Origin of the sequence: Bacillus sp. BP-3 (genome assembly GCF_028401955.1) — a bacterium.
Classification (GTDB): Bacteria; Bacillota; Bacilli; order Bacillales; family Bacillaceae_G; genus Bacillus_A.
Genome location: NZ_JAQOTJ010000017.1, coordinates 77851 through 94849, shown reverse-complemented (window position 1 = coordinate 94849; position 16999 = coordinate 77851). Strand labels below are relative to the sequence as shown.

Below are 16999 nucleotides of genomic sequence, written 5' to 3'. Positions count from 1 at the left end.
TTTTTATCAGTGTTGACAGATAAAAAGAGGTTCAGACACAAAAACAGGCTGCGGAGAATACTTTCTCCACAGCCTGAGAAAAAGAACATCTAAATATTAGATGTTCTTTTTCATAGTTTTTTTGTCTACATAAAAGTTGTATGGAGCGGATTGCTAGTTAGCAAAAACAAGCAGCACCAACAATAATTAAGAGGATAAATAATACAACAACTAACGCAAACCCGCCGCCGTGACTTCCAAAGCCCATTGTTTTTTCCTCCTTTTGTTTTAAGGTACATAATACAATATGCACTTTTATAATGATGTGATTGGGATATATGCCATATAAAGACGTTTTTTTTGTATAGGGATAGAGGTAGAAGGAAACATATAAGAATGATGATATAAAAGTGTTGTTTTGTTATTTAAGTGGCTTGTATACATTACGGGGTTTTAAAGCGGAAGTATAGCAGCATTGAGATGGCTTTTTTTATGGGAAATTAACTCTTATTGAAGATGGATTTGTATTTGGATTTTCAGCAAATAAAACAATTTTTGAAAACAAAAGTATAGGGGGAGTTTTGTAAGATTCACAAAAGTTCTGTCGTCCTATTTAGAGCATACATATCAATAGAGAGGAGGAAATATTGAATGGACCATATTGAAGATCTCATGGATTATAGTTATGAAGTAATATGTGTGATTGGTGAATATATGAAAGAAGTACGGGATCATGAATTAAAGGAATTGCTACAACAACATTTACCATACTTATTGCAGGCATACAATGAACAGATTAACTTTCAAGAAGGTGAAAATGTGCAGCATATCATTTGCCAGTATCCAGTTTCATCCTCAATGGAAATGATTCATACGAACTATAATGGACAAAAAAGTGATATAGAGATTGCCTTTTCGTATATTTCATATTTAAAACGGTTAGCACTTGAATATGCGCAAGTAGCAATTCAAGTAGCAAATCCAGAATTTCGCTCTTTTTTAGAAAGTTGTTTTTTGAAAATGAATCGAAATGCCTACAGTGTATGGCAATATGTGATGAAAAAAGAATATAGCATACAAGCAATGATAGATGATGAGAAATATGGGTGAAAAAGACAGCAATACAGCTGTCTTTTTGTAATTATTTCGTTAAAATTCAAAGCTTTTAAGTCGCCATATCGTCAAGAGACAAAACGTGATTAGTATTGCAATTGTATGAATTAAAATGTTATATATAAATCCGTTTTAATGTTTCGACATATAAGTCGTTGCTATACAGTATACACCATGACCGCTACTGGCTTGCTCTCTTTGTTTGAAAACCTCGCATATGGAAAACAACTCCTGGGCAGGTGCTCTCGTCCTCTCATAAAAAAGTATGTCGTTTTTCATCTTACATAGTTAAAATTCAGAAAATTAACAATGATTTACTATTTCTTTACTAATCTATAATATTTCCTTTAAAAAAGAGAAGTAATATGAGAATGTACATATTCTATCAAAAGGGGGATAAGCAAATGAGTAAATGGGTTAAATCGTTATCTGCCGTTGCACTTGCTAGTTCTTTATTTGTGGTGGGTTGTAGTAAGAATGAAGAAAAGAAAGAAGAGAAAACGCAACAAGAAGGTAAGACAACTGAAAAAGAAACGAGTGGAGAAGTAAAAGATAAAAACTCGAAAGATAGTTCTTCAAGTTCTACTGAAAAGAAATAAATTTTATATGATGATAGAAGCTTTCTCAATCAATGAGAAAGCTTTTTTGTTGTGTATTTTTGCTTTTTCAGAAATAATAGAGAGATTGAAAGGGTGTGAGTTAGTATGAATATATGTTTATTTGGGGCAACAGGTCGAGTTGGAGTCGAAATTTTAAAATTTGCATTACAGGATAATCATAAGGTGACAGCGCTTGTGAGAAATAAAGAGAAGCTACAAATACAACATGAGAATTTACGTGTAATAGAAGGCAATGTATGGAATGAAGAAGGTGTGAAAGAGTGTGTAAAGGGAGCAGATGTTGTAATTAGTGCACTTGGTACCGATGGAAACGGCACGTTATCAAAAAGTTTGCCGCATATTATAGACGCTATGAACGAGGAAGGGATTATAAGAATTATAACAATTGGAACGGCTGGGATTTTGCAGGCACGTGTGAATCCGCAATTATATCGCTTTCAATCCAGTGAATCACGTCGAAGGACAACGGCTGCAGCAGAAGACCATGTAGCGGCCTATTTAGCTTTAGCGAATAGCAAATTAAAATGGACAATTGTCTGTCCAACACACTTAATAGATGGAGAAGAAACAGCTATTTATCGTACTGAAGAAGATGTGTTACCGCTAGATGGTATGAAGATCACAGTTGGAGATACAGCCCATTTTGCTTATCAATTACTTTATTATGATATTCATTATAAAAAACGAGTTGGCATTGCCTACTAAAAAGCCATCCTTATGATAAGGATGGCTAAAAAATAATACAACATACAAAAATAATAATCATAATGATTTGTAAAATCGCTTTAGCGATCGTGCTGCTTAAAAATCCGATGACAGTAGCAATCCCAATCATACAGGCTTCTTTGGGTGCTTTTTTATGCATTAATTCAGTTACGAAAACGGAGAGGAATGGGATAATAATCAGTCCAAATGGCGGGAAAAAGAATGATCCAACAATTATCGAAACCATACCGACACGTTCGCTCCATTTTGTACTTCCATACTTTTTTAAGAAATAGCTATTCGTAATAAAATCAGCAATGAAAATAATAATTGTAAATACAATTTGAACGATCCAAAATGACTTTGTTAATTGTAAGTCGTTAATACCAAATTGATAAATGAAAAATCCAGCCCATAAAGCGAGTATACCTGGAATGATTGGGTAGATGAACGCGATAAACGATATAATAAAACAAGCGATAATACATATAGTTAATAAGAAATTCACGACATAACTCCTTTTTGTGCATCTATTTTACTAACCGCAATTTTTTTTACTTGATGTCCATCTAATTCTAATGCTTTAAACTGATAATTTTCATATTGAATCATATGACCAGGCTTAATATTTATGTCAATGGTTTGTGACAAAAACCATCCTCCAATTGTATCTAAATCACTATCATCAATATGAAGACCAAACATATCATTTACATCAGAGATAAGTACTTTTCCATCAAGTACCGTTAGTGTCGGATTACGTTTCTCAATCATTGGTGTTTCATCAGTGTCAAATTCGTCTTGTATTTCTCCAATAATTTCTTCGATAATATCTTCCATTGTAAGAAGGCCTGCAGTCCCACCGTATTCATCCATAATAATTGCTAGTTGGACGCGGTTTTTTTGTAAGTGAATGAGCGCCTTTTTTATTGGTACAGTTTCGAATACTGTTAAAACAGGATGTATGTATGCTTGTAGCGGTTTGCAAATTCCTTTTGTTTGATCATGGAAGATTTCTTTTGTATTAATTATACCGACAACGTCATCCTTATCCTTTCCAATAACTGGATAACGCGTAAATTTTTCGGTAGAGATAATTTCCATATTTTCTGCTAATGAGTTTTCAGTTGATAAACAAATCATTTCAGTACGTGGAACCATAATCTCTTTTGCAACTCGATCATCGAATTCAAAAATATTGTTTACATATTTGTATTCCGATTGATTAATTTCTCCGCTCTTATAGCTTTCACTTAAAATAAGACGTAGCTCTTCTTCAGAGTGAGAAAGTTCATTTTCTTTTACTGGTTGTAATCCAAGTAGTTTCGTGAAAAAGAGCGCTGTACTATTTAATAACCAGATAAAAGGATACATTATTTTATCGAATAGAATTAAAGGTCTTGCAAACTTTAATGTAATTTGTTCGGCTTTTTGAATAGCAAATGACTTTGGAACGAGCTCACCTAGTACAACATGAAAGAACGTAATAATGCTAAAAGCCATAACAAAAGACAACGTATGCGCCATTGTACCTGTTATATTTATTTTTTCAAAAAGCGGCTTCAATAAATGCTCCACAGTAGGTTCGCCAAGCCAACCGAGACCTAATGATGTAATTGTAATACCAAGCTGACAAGCAGATAAGTATACGTCTAAATTCGAAATAACCTTTCTTGCTAGAATTGCCTGTTTGTTGCCTTCATTGGCAAGTTGATCAATCCGACTTTTGGGTACTTTAACAACAGCAAACTCTGATGCAACGAAAAATCCAGAAATAAGAATAAGTAAAGCGATGAGAAAAAGATTTAATATGTCCAAGGATATTCTTTATTCTAAATTTAGAATAAAGATGTCACCTCCTGAATAAAAGTTTTACTTTAATAATATATGGAAAAGGAAAGGATAGTCAAAGAAAGCAGAGGAAAAATAATGTTTTAGTAAAAAATCAGCTATAAGAGGAGGAGGGTTGATAAAAGATTTGATTAATTGGTCCTTATTGCGATTTTTGAAAATGGAATCGCTAATAAGGACCTCAATTGGTTAACTAATGAATAGTTTGAAGAAAAGGTTCATTTTATTGTTGTGCGAGATAGGCTATGAATGTGCTCGGTATTGCGATTTCTTTTCCATACTATTTGTAAAAGGGAAAGAAGCATATATGGGATATAAAGTAATAAAAGGCCTATCGTAACAAGTATAGGGGAAGTAACACAGTATTGCACAATAAATTGAAATAACCCATTTACATGAAAAATACATTCCATATATGTAAAGGAAATTAATATGGATCCAATGATAGATTTATGATTGGCATGTAGAGAAACGAACAGTGTATTGCTAAGAAAAGCTGAATCAAGTATATGTGCTGTTTTTTGGAATGTATGCAAGAAAGGAATCCATTTTTTGATGGTCTGGATTATAATGACCATGGACGTACTACAAATAATTAAAAGAGAAGAAAAGTATGGAAGGGATATGTATGATGCTAGGAATAGACAAAAAATAATGACGCTACATTGTAGTAAAACAGTTCCAAATGAAAATGGAACCCAACGTAACACTAAAAAATGTTTTCTATTTTTAGAAGATAATTTAGTAAAAAATTGACCAATTCCAAAACTGATGGAAAAACCAACAGTAAGTGAAAAGAAGAGCCGTATCATAGATAAGAAATATAATTTCCATATGTACGGGAACAATGCGGTTGAATGAAATGATTTTGTCATATGTTCTGGATGGTAAGAAAAGAAAAAGAATGGTTCATGAATCCAATTCGTTATTGGAATAGTAATGGAACGAACATGCATCAACTGATTAATCATTGTATGTAATGCTTCAGAATAGGATTGTTCACTGTTTAGAAAAACGGAAGGAATTGGACTAATAAGGATAATGACTATCATCCCAAAAAGACAACGATATACATAAGAAATAATAGAAGTCGCCATACACCCCCACCTTATCTTTGAATATTCTGAAAATTGTTTCTATTATTGTAACGTTTTTCTTTAGAATATACAATCTCTTTTAGGGTGGAAAGAAAATTTTTATAGAATATTTTCTTCGATATTTGTTGAAAAAATGAAAGGTTTAAGAAGAAACTGTGACGGGTAATAAGTATAATTCAGAAAAGTTAAATAAATTTATTTATTTTTTTCTAAAAATATTATATATTTATGTCACAGAAATTATTTTAACATAAGGGGGATTTTTATGAGAGTAAAGGGAAACTATGTTTTAAAAAGAGAGGTATTATTTTGCAAGGAAACATATTCTTTACAAGAAGCATTAGAACATTTGAATAAAACGGGATATCGATGTGTTCCGGTTTTAGATGAAAAAGAAGAAATGTTTTTGGGGAATATTTACAAGGTAGATGTTTTAGAATACAAAGGTTCTTTAGACGATAATGTGAAAGAATTATTGCGCAATAAAGATGGCTATGTAAAAGAAGACTCTTCTTTCTTTAAAGTTTTCTTTACAATTAAGGAGTTACCATATATTTCTGTTGTGAATGATAACGGAATCTTTCTTGGGATTTTAACGCATAAAAAAGTGTTTGAGTTACTAGAAGATGCGTGGGGTCTTCATTCTAGTGTATATTCAGTCATGATTGGAACACAAGATTATAATGGTGCAATTCAAAAACTATCAACTGTATTGAAAAAGTATAACGGGATCCAAAGTTTAATGACATTTGATAACAAGGCATTATACGTACGTAGAATTATGTTTACATTAGGAGAAGAGTTTGCGGCAGAAGAATTACAAACGCTTTTAACGGATTTAGAAGACCATGGATTCCGCGTTATACATGTAGAAGAAATGAAAAATTCACGTGAAGTGGAAATTGTAGAGTAAGAGGGAAATCCATCTCTAAAAATAAGAGATGGATTTTTAATTTATATATAAATTAAAAAACAGCATAAAAACTTCATTTCTTTATAGATGAGCGATAGCATCTGGCTGTGCATAGAAACGGTCAGGGCATTTTTCTACCACAGGCAATGTTCAAAACAAAGGGAGAAAGCAAGTAGCGATAACGTCGTATTCTGTGTAGCAACGACTTATATGTCGAAAAATTAAAATGGATATATATTCAGAAGTCTTGCAGGAAGTATAAAAGAAAGATGTATAAGCATTTTTTCTTTACAAAGGAAAATGTAGGCGATTGTCTAATATATAATATTGAATAAAGACAAAAAAGCTCTTTCAGTATAGTTGGATACATAAAAGCAGTTAGGGTCTTTTCTTACCGCATGTAAGGGTTGAAACAAGTGCAGGTTAAGTTTTGTTCTACATAGAAGCGAATTAGTTGATAACTCAAAATGAATTTATATATGAATAGTAAGGAGAGGGATTGAAATGGCTACTTTTGAAGATTTCATGAAATTAGATATCCGTATTGGAACAATTCATCAAGCAGAAATATTTCCAGAAGCCAGGGTGCCTGCAATTAAGCTAGAGATTGACTTTGGTGAACTTGGAATGAAACAGTCAAGTGCACAAATCACGAAACGATATACACCGGAAGAACTTGTTGGAAAGCAAGTTGTTGCGGTTGTTAATTTTCCACCTAAACGAGTGGCTGGATTTAAATCTGAAGTACTTGTCCTTGGTGGTGTTCCTGAAAAAGGGGATGTCATTTTACTAGAACCGGGTATGAAAGTGCCGAATGGGACAGCGATTAGCTAAAAAATAGGGGGAGAAAAATGGACATAGAAAAAGCTTATTTACAGTGTGCAGTAGATAATTTTCAAGCTATAAAAAAGCAAGGGGATCGGGTGTTATCGCAGCTTACTTATGAAGAATTATGCTGGATTCCTCATGAAGAAGCAAATAGTATTGCGATTCTTGTAAAACACTTATATGGGAATATGCGTTCAAGGTGGACAAGTTTTTTAACGACAGATGGCGAAAAGAAGGATCGGAATCGTGATGATGAATTTGAAGGTGGTTATGCTTCAAAAGAAGAATTGTTACGTGCTTGGGAAGAAGGCTGGTTATTTGTATTTCGAGCGATGGAAACTATTACAGTTAACGATGTTCTAAAAACAGTATATATACGCCGAGAGCCGCATACGGTGATGCAAGCGATTGAAAGACAAGTTGCCCATTATGCTTCACATATTGGGCAACTGATTTATATTGGTAAACTATTGAAGGAGAAAGAATGGACATGTTTAAGTATTCCAAGAGGAAAGTCTAATCAGTTTCTGGAAAAATAACGTTGAATGTACAGCAAGTGACACAAAGAAATACGATAACATAACAGGAAATAATCTAATCATCAGCTTCAATTCTTTTCACCCAAGTAGCAATATTGCCAAATTTCATTTGGTCTATTCTCTATAGCTTGTACATATGTTTAGAGAGAGAGGGTGATTTAGTGAATCGAAGCTATTTTTATGTGAAACGGACAAGTCTTCCGAGATTTATTTTTCTACTTTTATTAGGGATTATGGCAGCTTTTTTATTTGCTAGTATGATCGTAACATCACTAAAAGAAACAAAGTCAACGTATTTATATAAATGGCTAAATGAACTGTCTATGAATGGCTATATGTATGTAATTGGTTCAGAAAATCGTTACTTTATACAAGAATATCGACATTTAAATACAGATTTTTCGATTTCTTCTTTTGTTTTATCTGCCGCGACAAATATTCGTTTTGATGACGTTCGCAGTTTAATTGGAATAGAGCTTCCTGGATTTTCGAAATATGACACGGAAATTGTAATCGCTGGGGAAGGAACAAATTATACAAATTTACCTATTGAATCGAGTGTACCTTTAGAAGAGCTTGTTAAAGAGCGGGCGGGGGAACAAGGGAAATCTAAAAATAACGAATCACATGAAGAAAAAAAGAAGCCAGCACAAACGACAGGAAGTCGAAAAGTGGCATTTATTTATCATACGCATAGTTGGGAGTCATATTTACCATTGTTAAATTTAACGAATAACCCAGATTCAAATAAAGCGACGAGCTCAGTAAAGAACATTTCTATATTTGGAGATAGATTTCGTGAAAAACTAGAAGATTATGGAATAGGTGCAACGAATGATAAAACAGATGTTGGAAACATGTTGGTGAATCGAGGGTTAAATGATCGCAGTTCTTATAAAATATCTCGTGAGATTGTGCAAGAGGCAATGACAAGTAATAGAGAGTTGCAATACCTTTTTGATTTGCATAGAGATAGTGCGCGGAAAGAGGTCACAACGAAAACAATTGGTGATAAATCCTATGCGAAGTTGGCATTTGTTATTGGCAAGGGAAATAAAAATTATGCGAAAAACCTGCAATTGGCAACAGCGCTGCATGAATCATTAAAGGAAAAATATCCTGGATTAAGCCGAGGTGTTATTCAAAAGGATTTTAGTTCGGGAAATGGTGTATATAATCAAGATTTATCCGGTCAAGCTACTCTTATTGAAGTAGGTGGTGTTGATAATACAGAAGAGGAGGTCAATCGTAGCATAGATGCACTTGCAGATGCATTTAGTGAGTATTATTGGCAGGCTGAAAAAGTGAATGGATAAGCGTAAGCAAACGTTGCTTACGCTGTTTGTTTTGTGTCGAAATTTGTCTCTTTATCTTATGAAAATGGAAAAGGAATTTAGAAAAATAGTATCGAATGTTCATGTATCAAGAAATCTCCGCAAATAATAATATTATGTAAACTTAAGGGCTGGATAAATGGTAAAGAGAGAATTAGAATCGTTTTGATAATGTGGAGAGAAATGTTTAAATCGATGAGAGAATGGGAAAAAATATATGGTATATGAGATGAGTTGTAGAATTGACTGTTACGGTTATAGCGAAAGTTGATGAGTTTTATTGGGAAAAATTATTAGAATAAAAGGATGGTATATGAAGAAAAAATGGATGTTGTTGAGTATAGCGATTGCTATTTGCATAATTACATTGCTTCAATATATAGAACATCATAATGAAAAGCAAGCGATAGAAGCACAAGGAAACGTTATTTTTCCAAAGGTACAAGAAACAATTGCAAAAATTGAAGGTAGGCTTGCAGTTGTTAACAATCCAGATTCAACTCTTGTTCTTGTAAACAAGAAGAGACGCTTACCTGATTTGTATGAGCCGCAAGATTTAGTAATACCACAAGTTCGTTTTCTATATGAAGGCGATAATGAAAAAAAGAAAATGCGTAAAGAAGCAGCTTTAGCATTGGAACGTATGTTTCAACAAGCAAAGCATGAAAAAATCTTTTTATTTGCTGTTTCGGCATTTCGTTCATTTGAAAGGCAAAAAGCATTAAATACGATGTATAAAAAACAAGATGGAGAAGAAAAAACAGCGATGTCTAGTGCAATTCCTGGTACAAGTGAACATCAAACAGGATTAGCAGTTGATATTACATCACAATCGGCAAAGTTTCAATTAGAGCCTTCCTTTGGAGAAACGAAAGAAGGAAAGTGGCTTGCTGAAAATGCCCATAAGTTTGGGTTTATTATCCGTTATGAAAAAGAAAAAGAAGAGGTAACAGGGTATATGTATGAGCCATGGCATGTTCGCTATGTTGGAAATCCATACGCTACCTATTTATATGAAAATCAACTTACTTTAGAAGAAGCTATAAAGTGAGTATCCGTTAGTGTTTGTCTTTATCCTTTACAAACAGATGTTTTATGTAAGAAAAAGTACAAGTATAAACAAAAAAGCAATGTGTCTTAGAGGAAGTAGTTCAGTTATTGTGGAGAAAATCTAAAATAACAGTCTAAATAATATTGGAATTCGCAACTTAAATCACATAGTAAATAGCACGTAAAAAAGCTCAGAGTCATATGGCTCCGAGCTTAAATTTTTTAGAGGCCTATCCCATTAAGCCCCATTTAAAGGAATACATGTTATTATTATTCCTTTAAATGTTTTAATATATATTACCTATTCGTTTTGAGATTTTTTAATGCTATAAATAACAAGCGAAATTGCATTCCAATATATCCGGTGACAATAACTATTGTCATCATGTAAATTTACTAAAAAAAGAGTGATAAACTCTTATATAACAGCAAAAAATCGAGTATAAAACCTTTGAGATTTCATACTCGATTTCATATGCTAGTTTTATTATTTGTCCACGTTATCTGAATTACTTTATCTTGATGGAACATTGCTTTTTATTGTTATGATTTAAAGTGCATATTATATAATGAGAAATTTCCTTTTTTAGAGAAAATTTTTCTTTTTTTGTCACTTTTTGAAAGGATTTATCATGTATAATAAAGAATATATTAATATATAATTTTAATATATTTTTTATCTATTAATGGATGTTGCGGATGCAACGTGATAAAGTTTTCTTTCTCTCATATACATATAAAATATAGGATGGAAGCGAGGGTTGCACATGACAGGGTGGGTGATTTGGTTTGTCATTGCTGGTCTTTTATTTATTGCGGAAATGTTGACGGTGACGTTCTACTTATTATGGCTTGGGATAGGTGCTGTGGTCGGAGGTCTAATTGGATTATTTGTACCAAACTCTTTGCTACTTCAAGTTGTGATTGCATCTGTTGTCAGCCTTAGTTTGACATTTTTCACAAAACGAATTTCTAAAAATTTTCGAGAAGCGAAAGGATATACAGATGCAGTAGATAAGCTTATTGGAAAAAAAGGTATAATTGTGCAAGCGATTACAAATGAGTCGAATGGTATTGTGAAAATAGAGGGAGATATGTGGACTGCTGTGTCAGATGAACCAATTTTAGATGGAGAAAGCGTTATTGTTGTAAAGAGAAGTAGCACGGTAGTGCACGTGAAAAGGGAGTGTGAATTATAATGGTAGGTTTAACATTATCAATTATTTTAGCATTAATTGTTATTGTATTTATCGCATTATCAATTAAAATTATTCCGCAGCAAAGAGTAGGTGTTGTAGAAAGGTTAGGTAAATTTCAGCGTGTTATGCATCCGGGGTTAAACATGATTATCCCGGTTATCGATCGTGTACGTCTTTATCATGATTTACGAATTCAACAAACGACTGTTCCGCCGCAAAAAGTAATTACGAAAGATAACGTACAAGTTGAGATTGATACAATTATTTTCTATCAAGTTGTTGATCCAGAGCTTGCGACGTATGGTATTTCCAATTATGAACTTGGGGTTCGTAATATTACATCTGCAACAATGCGACAAATCATCGGGAAAATGGAGCTTGATGAAACATTATCGGGACGTGAAAAAATTTCGACAGAAATCCGTTTAGCACTTGATGAAGCAACAGAAAAATGGGGTGTTCGTATTGAACGCGTTGAAGTTGTAGATATTAACCCACCAAAAGATATACAAGCAGCAATGGAAAAACAAATGAAGGCAGAGCGTAATAAACGTGCTATTATTCTTGAAGCTGAGGCAGCAAAACAAGATAAAGTTCTTCGAGCTGAAGGAGAGAAACAAAGTAAAATTCTAATGGCTGAAGGGGATAAAGAAGCGCGCATTCGCGAGGCAGAAGGTTTACGACAAGCAAAAGAATTAGAAGCACAGGGGGAAGCGAAAGCAATTGAAGAAATTGCAAAAGCAGAACAAAGTCGGATTCAAATGTTACGCCAGTCCGGACTTGATGAGCGAGTACTTGCATACCAGTCATTTGAATCGCTAACTGAGATTGCAAAAGGACCTGCAAATAAAGTATTCCTTCCGTCAAATGCCGTTGAAACATTAGGAAGCTTAGGTGCAATTGGAGAGTTGTTTAAAGAGAAAAAGCTGCCTTCTATAGATACAACAAAAGAACAATAGAAACGAAGAAGAGAAATGGTTGCCATTTCTCTTCTTTTTTTGAAGTTGATATTTGTAATACCTTTTTTTCGAATAAAATGAGGCTGAAAATATATACGAATTAGATAATAGGTGTATTTTCAAACTTAAAAACGTGTAGGACATAATAGTGTAAATCAGAATGTATATCGCATAAAGCTTGTACATACCCATGTATAGAAAGGGTGGTACGATGAAAAAGCATTTTATACATTCTCAAGTACATAGTAAGAAGATTATCATTTTATTGTGTTCTTATGCATTTATTATTTTAGTGGCTGCATCTTTAGTTACTACAATGTTACATACAATGAAATCATTTTATGTGAATCAATGGTTTGGAAAAGTTTCCTCACAAGGATTTATGCAAATGATTGAAATGGAAAATCATTATTTTTCTTTTGAATACTTTCAAACAAAGAAACGAGAATCAGTAGGGGCGTTATTGTTTTTATTAACAACAGATATGCGTTTGCAAGATATTCGAACATTTATGGGGAAAGAAATACCTGGAATGGCAAACTATTATTCTGACATTCTTGTAGCTGGAGAAGGAACAGATTATACAAATATACCAAATGAATCAAGTGTCCCGCTAGAAGAAATTACGAAAGAGCGTGAAGTGGCTAAAGAAAAAGTTCAGGAAGCAGAAAAGGATAATCCTGTTCAAAAGAAAGGAAACGCTATAGAGGGAAAAAATGCTGTATTTATCTATCATACACATAGTTGGGAGTCATTTTTACCGTTATTACCTGAAGCGAAAAATCCAGATGAGGCATCAAGTCCAGAGGTAAATGTCTCACTTCTCGGTGATAGGTTAAAACAGCAATTAGAAGGACAAGGAATTCAAGCCTTACATGACAAGACAAACATGGGAGACTTATTAGCGCAGAAAAAGATGAAGTGGTATCAGGCTTATAAAGCATCACATGGATATGTAAAAGAAGCACTAGCCCAAAATAAGCAAATCGTATTTCCGATTGATATTCACCGAGATGATCAGCGTAAGAATGTTACAACAAAAGTGATAAATGGAAAGTCGTACGCAAGACTTTATTTCATTATTGGAATGGAAAATGAAGGACGAGAAGAAAATATGAAAATCGCAAACGCAATTAACGCTTATTTGGATAAACACTATTATGGACTTAGCCGAGGAATTTTCAAAAAAGACAAAAGAAAGGGCGATGGGACATATAATCAAGATTTATCTTCGAATGCTTTACTCGTAGAAGTTGGTGGTGTTGATAATAATTTAGAAGAGTTGTATAACTCAATAGATGTATTAGCAGAAGCTTTTAGCAAGTATTATTGGGATGCGGAGAAGGTAAATAGGTAGTAATGTGATCCGCAAATTTCTTTATTTCTTATTCGAATAAGGGAATTAGCAGATCCTTTACGTGTTCTACTAATAGGGTATGTAATTGACCGCGATGATGATAAAAATGTGCAACAATTTCCAATAACCATTCAAACCGAGAGTAGGAGGCGCCCCAGTAGGAATGGGTGACTTCTTCAAGTTCTGTTAAGGAATAGGCTTGAAATATTTTAGAAAGAAGCTGGAAACCTTCTATCATTGTCTGCTGTACTTCTTCAAGCGTGTGCGGCGTATGTTGTTTGTAAAATGTATCTAACTCTTCCTTTGATGATTCATTTAAAATGAGAAAATCAGCATGGCAAATCAGAGATAGATGCGTACAAATTTCAAAGAGAGATCGTTTATTTTCGAGCGGTCGTTGCTGTAATTCATCGTAAGTAACCTGTTCTAACATCAGTATTGTAGAATCAATCGCAATTTCTAATTGATGCAGTGCAGCTTGAACAAACATTGTATTTCTCCTCACATCTGTTTATAATAAGTTTTTAAGGGTATTATATCACACTTAATGTTCTGAAAATTCTAGTAGTTTGACTAGGAAAATGAAAAGTATTATAGTGTTAAAGGTCCTATTGAACGATAAATAGAATGGAATTATTGAGTTAGGAGTTAGAATAATGATTTCAAGATACGGAAGAGATACAATAGTTGAAATAAATTTAGATGCTGTAAAACATAATGTGAGAGAATTTAAAAAACGTGTAAACGATGAAAATATTGCAATGATGGCAGCTGTAAAAGCAAATGGTTATGGTCATGGTGCTATTCAAGTTGCAAAAGCGGCGCTAGAAGCTGGAGTAAGTCATCTTGCAGTTGCTTTTGTGGATGAAGGAATTGAACTTCGTGAAGCGGGTATAACAGTACCGATATTAGTTCTGGGATATACGCCAGAGGAAGCTGTAATAGACGCAATCGAATACGATATTATGATAACGGTATACAGAATTGAAGATTTGAAAAATATTGATTGTATAGCAGAGCGTTTGCAAAAGAAGGCGCGAATTCAAATGAAAATTGATACAGGTATGAGCCGGATTGGTTTACAAGAAGAAGAAGTGGTACCGTTTCTTCAAGAATTGAAAAAGATGCAACATGTAGAAGTAGAAGGAATATTTACTCATTATTCTACAGCTGATGAAGTTGATAAAACATATACGTTGATGCAAAAAGATTTATTTGAGAAGGCTGTAAATATTGCAAAAGATATGGGGATTCATTTGCCATTTATTCATAGCTCGAATAGTGCGGGAACAATGGAGCTAAATAACGAATTTCAAAATATGGTTCGCGTTGGGATAGGGATATATGGAATGTATCCATCGAATGAAGTGAATCATAAGACAGTAGCACTTCAACCGATTTTAACATTAAAGTCCAAAGTGGCTCATGTGAAACGAGCTAAACAAGGAAGAGGGGTAAGCTACGGCAATACGTATGTTGCGACAGGGGAAGAATGGATTGCTACGATTCCAATCGGATATGCAGATGGATTTAGTCGTCAATTGTCAAGTAAAGGGTATGCGCTTATTAATGGGATGAGAGTACCTATTATTGGTCGTGTTTGTATGGATCAGCTTATGCTCGATGTAACGAAAGTGATGCCTGTACATGTTGGGGATGAGGTTGTCTTATATGGTAAACAAGGTAATGAAGAAATTGCGATAGAAGAAGTTGCTGATATGTTAGGAACAATTAATTATGAAGTAACATGTATGTTAGATCGAAGAATTCCGCGTGTATATAAAGAAAATGATAAAATTGTTTGTGTCAAAAATCCATTAAGAAGAAAATAATGCATAAATAATTAAGACATTACATTCTCCTATATAATGCTACACTCTATAAAGGAGAAAAAAGAAAAGGATAGATAAAGCAGAGCAGTCTCTGTGTTATCTATCCTTTTTGTATAGCTTAAAAATTTTCTATATTAAATTCTCTTCTGTAAATAATAGTGATTATGTCCTTTGGGGAAATCTTCTATAACACCAAATACTTCATAACCATGCTTTTTATAAAATTCGGGTGCTTGGAAACTAAAAGTGTCTAGTTTGATGAGCGTACAATCTGTCTCTTTTGCTATTTTTTCGGCTTCTAACAGAAGTTTACTGCCGTAACCTTGGTGACGTAGGCTGTCATCGACCCATAAAATATCAACGTGTAGGCATTGCCAAAAAATAATCCCGATTAAACCAGCTACGATTTCTTCATTTTCATTTTTTACTGTTAAACAGACGTCTTTTAGAGGTGATGGTTTACTTTCTGAAACTTGTGAGTTATTGAAGGAAATGAGTTGTTTTCTGATATAATCGCTATCTTTTTTACTCCATTTGTTTTGAATTTGCATCTTGTATTCTCCTCCTTATATTGTGTTATTTGATAATTAAAAAAAAGATGGGTGTTCCATCCACTCGTCTAGGTCCACACTTCCTTGAACAGAAAGTAAACGATATAAATATCGATATGGTTCTCTGCATTGTGTCAAGTTTGGAAGAGGGGAGATAGTCTCATAGCCTTTTCGAAATGCTGCAGCTTCTGTTTTTGTAAATAAATATTCTAATCCAATCAAATCAAATTCTCGTGGTCCAATAGCGTAAGCTTCTGTATCTACAAGTCCCGTAATTTTTTGCCCGTCTGTTAAAAATTGTGTTGGATCCATATCAATAAGAATGAATGATGCTTCTTTTGGTACGGGAAGAGACGCTGTTTGAGAAATAAATTTTTTAAACCTATTACGAATTTTTGGATTATGTGAGTGAAATCGTTCTATAAGTTTTGTGCTGGTTTGTATCATATGTTGATGAAATGTATGTAATGGAATTTGATGTGTTCTAGATGGATTACCGACATAGTTTGTTTTGTATTGATGAATTTCAGCTAAACCTTTTCCAAATTTATATAGTAGAGAGTCAGGCTGATTGATGAAAGATTGCAGCGTTTGTCCTTCTAGTTTTTCAACGACAATGTACTCTCGATCTAGTACGTACTTGCTTAACAACTTAGGGATAGGGAGAGTCGTATATTGTCCGAGTGTATGATTGACAATTTCTAGCTTATGAACAAATCGTGGGTCAATTCCGAATAATTGTTTACACCCCCACCAAAAATCATTATTTGGTTCTTCGTCTAATTTAGAAGAGCGAACAATGACTTCTTCATCTTTTGTTTTTACTAACCATACATTACTTGCATGGTCTTCGTAGCCAGGATGTAATTCTTCTATGTGTAAAATAGGGGAAGGAAACATTGTTTGTAGCATCATATCGTATATGAACTCCCTTTTCGAAAAATTCATTCAAATTTATTATATAATATTTATTGATAAAATAGGGATATTTTAGGTAGATATGTAATGGGATAGAATCACAAAAAGTGTTGTAAATAGATGAAATACATCGTTTACAGCACTTTTTGTGTAT

General features: G+C 33.6%; 19 protein-coding genes. 12 read left to right on the top strand and 7 right to left on the bottom strand.

The window, feature by feature from the left end; translation table 11 throughout:
- Positions 1 to 157: 157 nt before the first annotated feature.
- Complete coding sequence (locus PLX19_RS21275) at positions 158 to 247, bottom strand: YjcZ family sporulation protein (protein WP_020060957.1); 90 nt, start codon at positions 245 to 247, stop codon at positions 158 to 160.
- Between the two features lie 383 nt (positions 248 to 630).
- On the opposite strand from PLX19_RS21275, the gene PLX19_RS21270 reads away from it, so the two are divergent.
- From PLX19_RS21270 to PLX19_RS21260, 3 genes are all read left to right on the top strand, one after another.
- The gene (locus PLX19_RS21270) at positions 631 to 1089 is read left to right on the top strand and encodes a spore coat protein (RefSeq protein WP_272190851.1); all 459 of its coding nucleotides are present in this window, start codon (positions 631 to 633) and stop codon (positions 1087 to 1089) included.
- A gap of 407 nt (positions 1090 to 1496) precedes the next feature.
- Positions 1497 to 1691, top strand: coding sequence for a hypothetical protein (locus PLX19_RS21265; protein WP_272190850.1), 195 nt, complete (start codon positions 1497 to 1499; stop codon positions 1689 to 1691).
- Positions 1692 to 1796: 105 nt separating this feature from the next.
- Positions 1797 to 2417: an NAD(P)-dependent oxidoreductase gene (locus tag PLX19_RS21260; RefSeq protein WP_272190848.1), complete on the top strand. Its 621-nt coding sequence runs from the start codon at positions 1797 to 1799 to the stop codon at positions 2415 to 2417.
- A 25-nt stretch (positions 2418 to 2442) separates the two neighbouring features.
- Here the strand turns inward: PLX19_RS21260 and PLX19_RS21255 are convergent, their stop codons facing one another.
- The 3 genes from PLX19_RS21255 to PLX19_RS21245 form a co-directional block, all read right to left on the bottom strand.
- Complete coding sequence (locus PLX19_RS21255) at positions 2443 to 2925, bottom strand: DUF456 domain-containing protein (RefSeq protein ID WP_272190846.1); 483 nt, start codon at positions 2923 to 2925, stop codon at positions 2443 to 2445.
- The gene (locus PLX19_RS21250; protein ID WP_272190844.1) at positions 2922 to 4235 is read right to left on the bottom strand and encodes a hemolysin family protein; all 1314 of its coding nucleotides are present in this window, start codon (positions 4233 to 4235) and stop codon (positions 2922 to 2924) included. The genes PLX19_RS21255 and PLX19_RS21250 overlap by 4 nt, the downstream gene beginning before the upstream one ends.
- A gap of 251 nt (positions 4236 to 4486) precedes the next feature.
- Positions 4487 to 5365 (bottom strand): hypothetical protein, encoded by an 879-nt coding sequence (locus PLX19_RS21245; protein WP_272190842.1) that lies wholly within the window; start codon positions 5363 to 5365, stop codon positions 4487 to 4489.
- A 265-nt stretch (positions 5366 to 5630) separates the two neighbouring features.
- Between PLX19_RS21245 and cbpA the strand changes: the two genes are divergently transcribed.
- The 8 genes from cbpA to spoIIP (PLX19_RS21205) all read left to right on the top strand — a co-directional run bounded on the left by cbpA (position 5631) and on the right by spoIIP (PLX19_RS21205) (position 13544).
- On the top strand, positions 5631 to 6278 hold the full coding sequence (gene cbpA / locus PLX19_RS21240; protein ID WP_272190840.1) for a cyclic di-AMP binding protein CbpA: 648 nt from the start codon (positions 5631 to 5633) through the stop codon (positions 6276 to 6278).
- Between the two features lie 504 nt (positions 6279 to 6782).
- Positions 6783 to 7112 carry a chaperone CsaA gene (gene csaA, locus PLX19_RS21235; RefSeq protein WP_272190837.1) on the top strand — a complete coding sequence of 110 codons (330 nt, stop codon included), beginning with the start codon at positions 6783 to 6785 and terminating at the stop codon, positions 7110 to 7112.
- Between the two features lie 17 nt (positions 7113 to 7129).
- Positions 7130 to 7645 (top strand): DUF1572 family protein, encoded by a 516-nt coding sequence (locus PLX19_RS21230; protein WP_272190835.1) that lies wholly within the window; start codon positions 7130 to 7132, stop codon positions 7643 to 7645.
- Between the two features lie 161 nt (positions 7646 to 7806).
- On the top strand, positions 7807 to 8961 hold the full coding sequence (gene spoIIP / locus PLX19_RS21225) for a stage II sporulation protein P (protein WP_272190832.1): 1155 nt from the start codon (positions 7807 to 7809) through the stop codon (positions 8959 to 8961).
- A gap of 331 nt (positions 8962 to 9292) precedes the next feature.
- Entirely contained in the window at positions 9293 to 10030 is a 738-nt protein-coding gene (locus tag PLX19_RS21220; protein ID WP_272190830.1) for a M15 family metallopeptidase, read from the top strand.
- Positions 10031 to 10796: 766 nt separating this feature from the next.
- A complete protein-coding gene (locus PLX19_RS21215; protein ID WP_272190829.1) occupies positions 10797 to 11228 on the top strand; it encodes an NfeD family protein in 432 nt (143 codons plus the stop codon).
- Positions 11228 to 12187 carry an SPFH domain-containing protein gene (locus PLX19_RS21210; RefSeq protein WP_272190828.1) on the top strand — a complete coding sequence of 320 codons (960 nt, stop codon included), beginning with the start codon at positions 11228 to 11230 and terminating at the stop codon, positions 12185 to 12187. Before PLX19_RS21215 ends, PLX19_RS21210 begins: the two co-directional genes overlap by 1 nt.
- A gap of 211 nt (positions 12188 to 12398) precedes the next feature.
- Complete coding sequence (gene spoIIP, locus PLX19_RS21205) at positions 12399 to 13544, top strand: stage II sporulation protein P (protein WP_272190827.1); 1146 nt, start codon at positions 12399 to 12401, stop codon at positions 13542 to 13544.
- Positions 13545 to 13572: 28 nt separating this feature from the next.
- Here the strand turns inward: spoIIP (PLX19_RS21205) and PLX19_RS21200 are convergent, their stop codons facing one another.
- Entirely contained in the window at positions 13573 to 14034 is a 462-nt protein-coding gene (locus PLX19_RS21200) for a DinB family protein (protein ID WP_272190826.1), read from the bottom strand.
- Between the two features lie 166 nt (positions 14035 to 14200).
- Here PLX19_RS21200 and alr point away from each other — a divergent pair, with 166 nt between their 5' ends.
- Positions 14201 to 15376 (top strand): alanine racemase, encoded by a 1176-nt coding sequence (gene alr, locus PLX19_RS21195; RefSeq protein WP_272190824.1) that lies wholly within the window; start codon positions 14201 to 14203, stop codon positions 15374 to 15376.
- Positions 15377 to 15510: 134 nt separating this feature from the next.
- Here the strand turns inward: alr and PLX19_RS21190 are convergent, their stop codons facing one another.
- Complete coding sequence (locus tag PLX19_RS21190) at positions 15511 to 15927, bottom strand: GNAT family N-acetyltransferase (RefSeq protein ID WP_272190821.1); 417 nt, start codon at positions 15925 to 15927, stop codon at positions 15511 to 15513.
- Between the two features lie 36 nt (positions 15928 to 15963).
- On the bottom strand, positions 15964 to 16839 hold the full coding sequence (locus PLX19_RS21185; protein WP_272190863.1) for a phosphotransferase: 876 nt from the start codon (positions 16837 to 16839) through the stop codon (positions 15964 to 15966).
- Between the last annotated feature and the right edge of the window lie 160 nt (positions 16840 to 16999).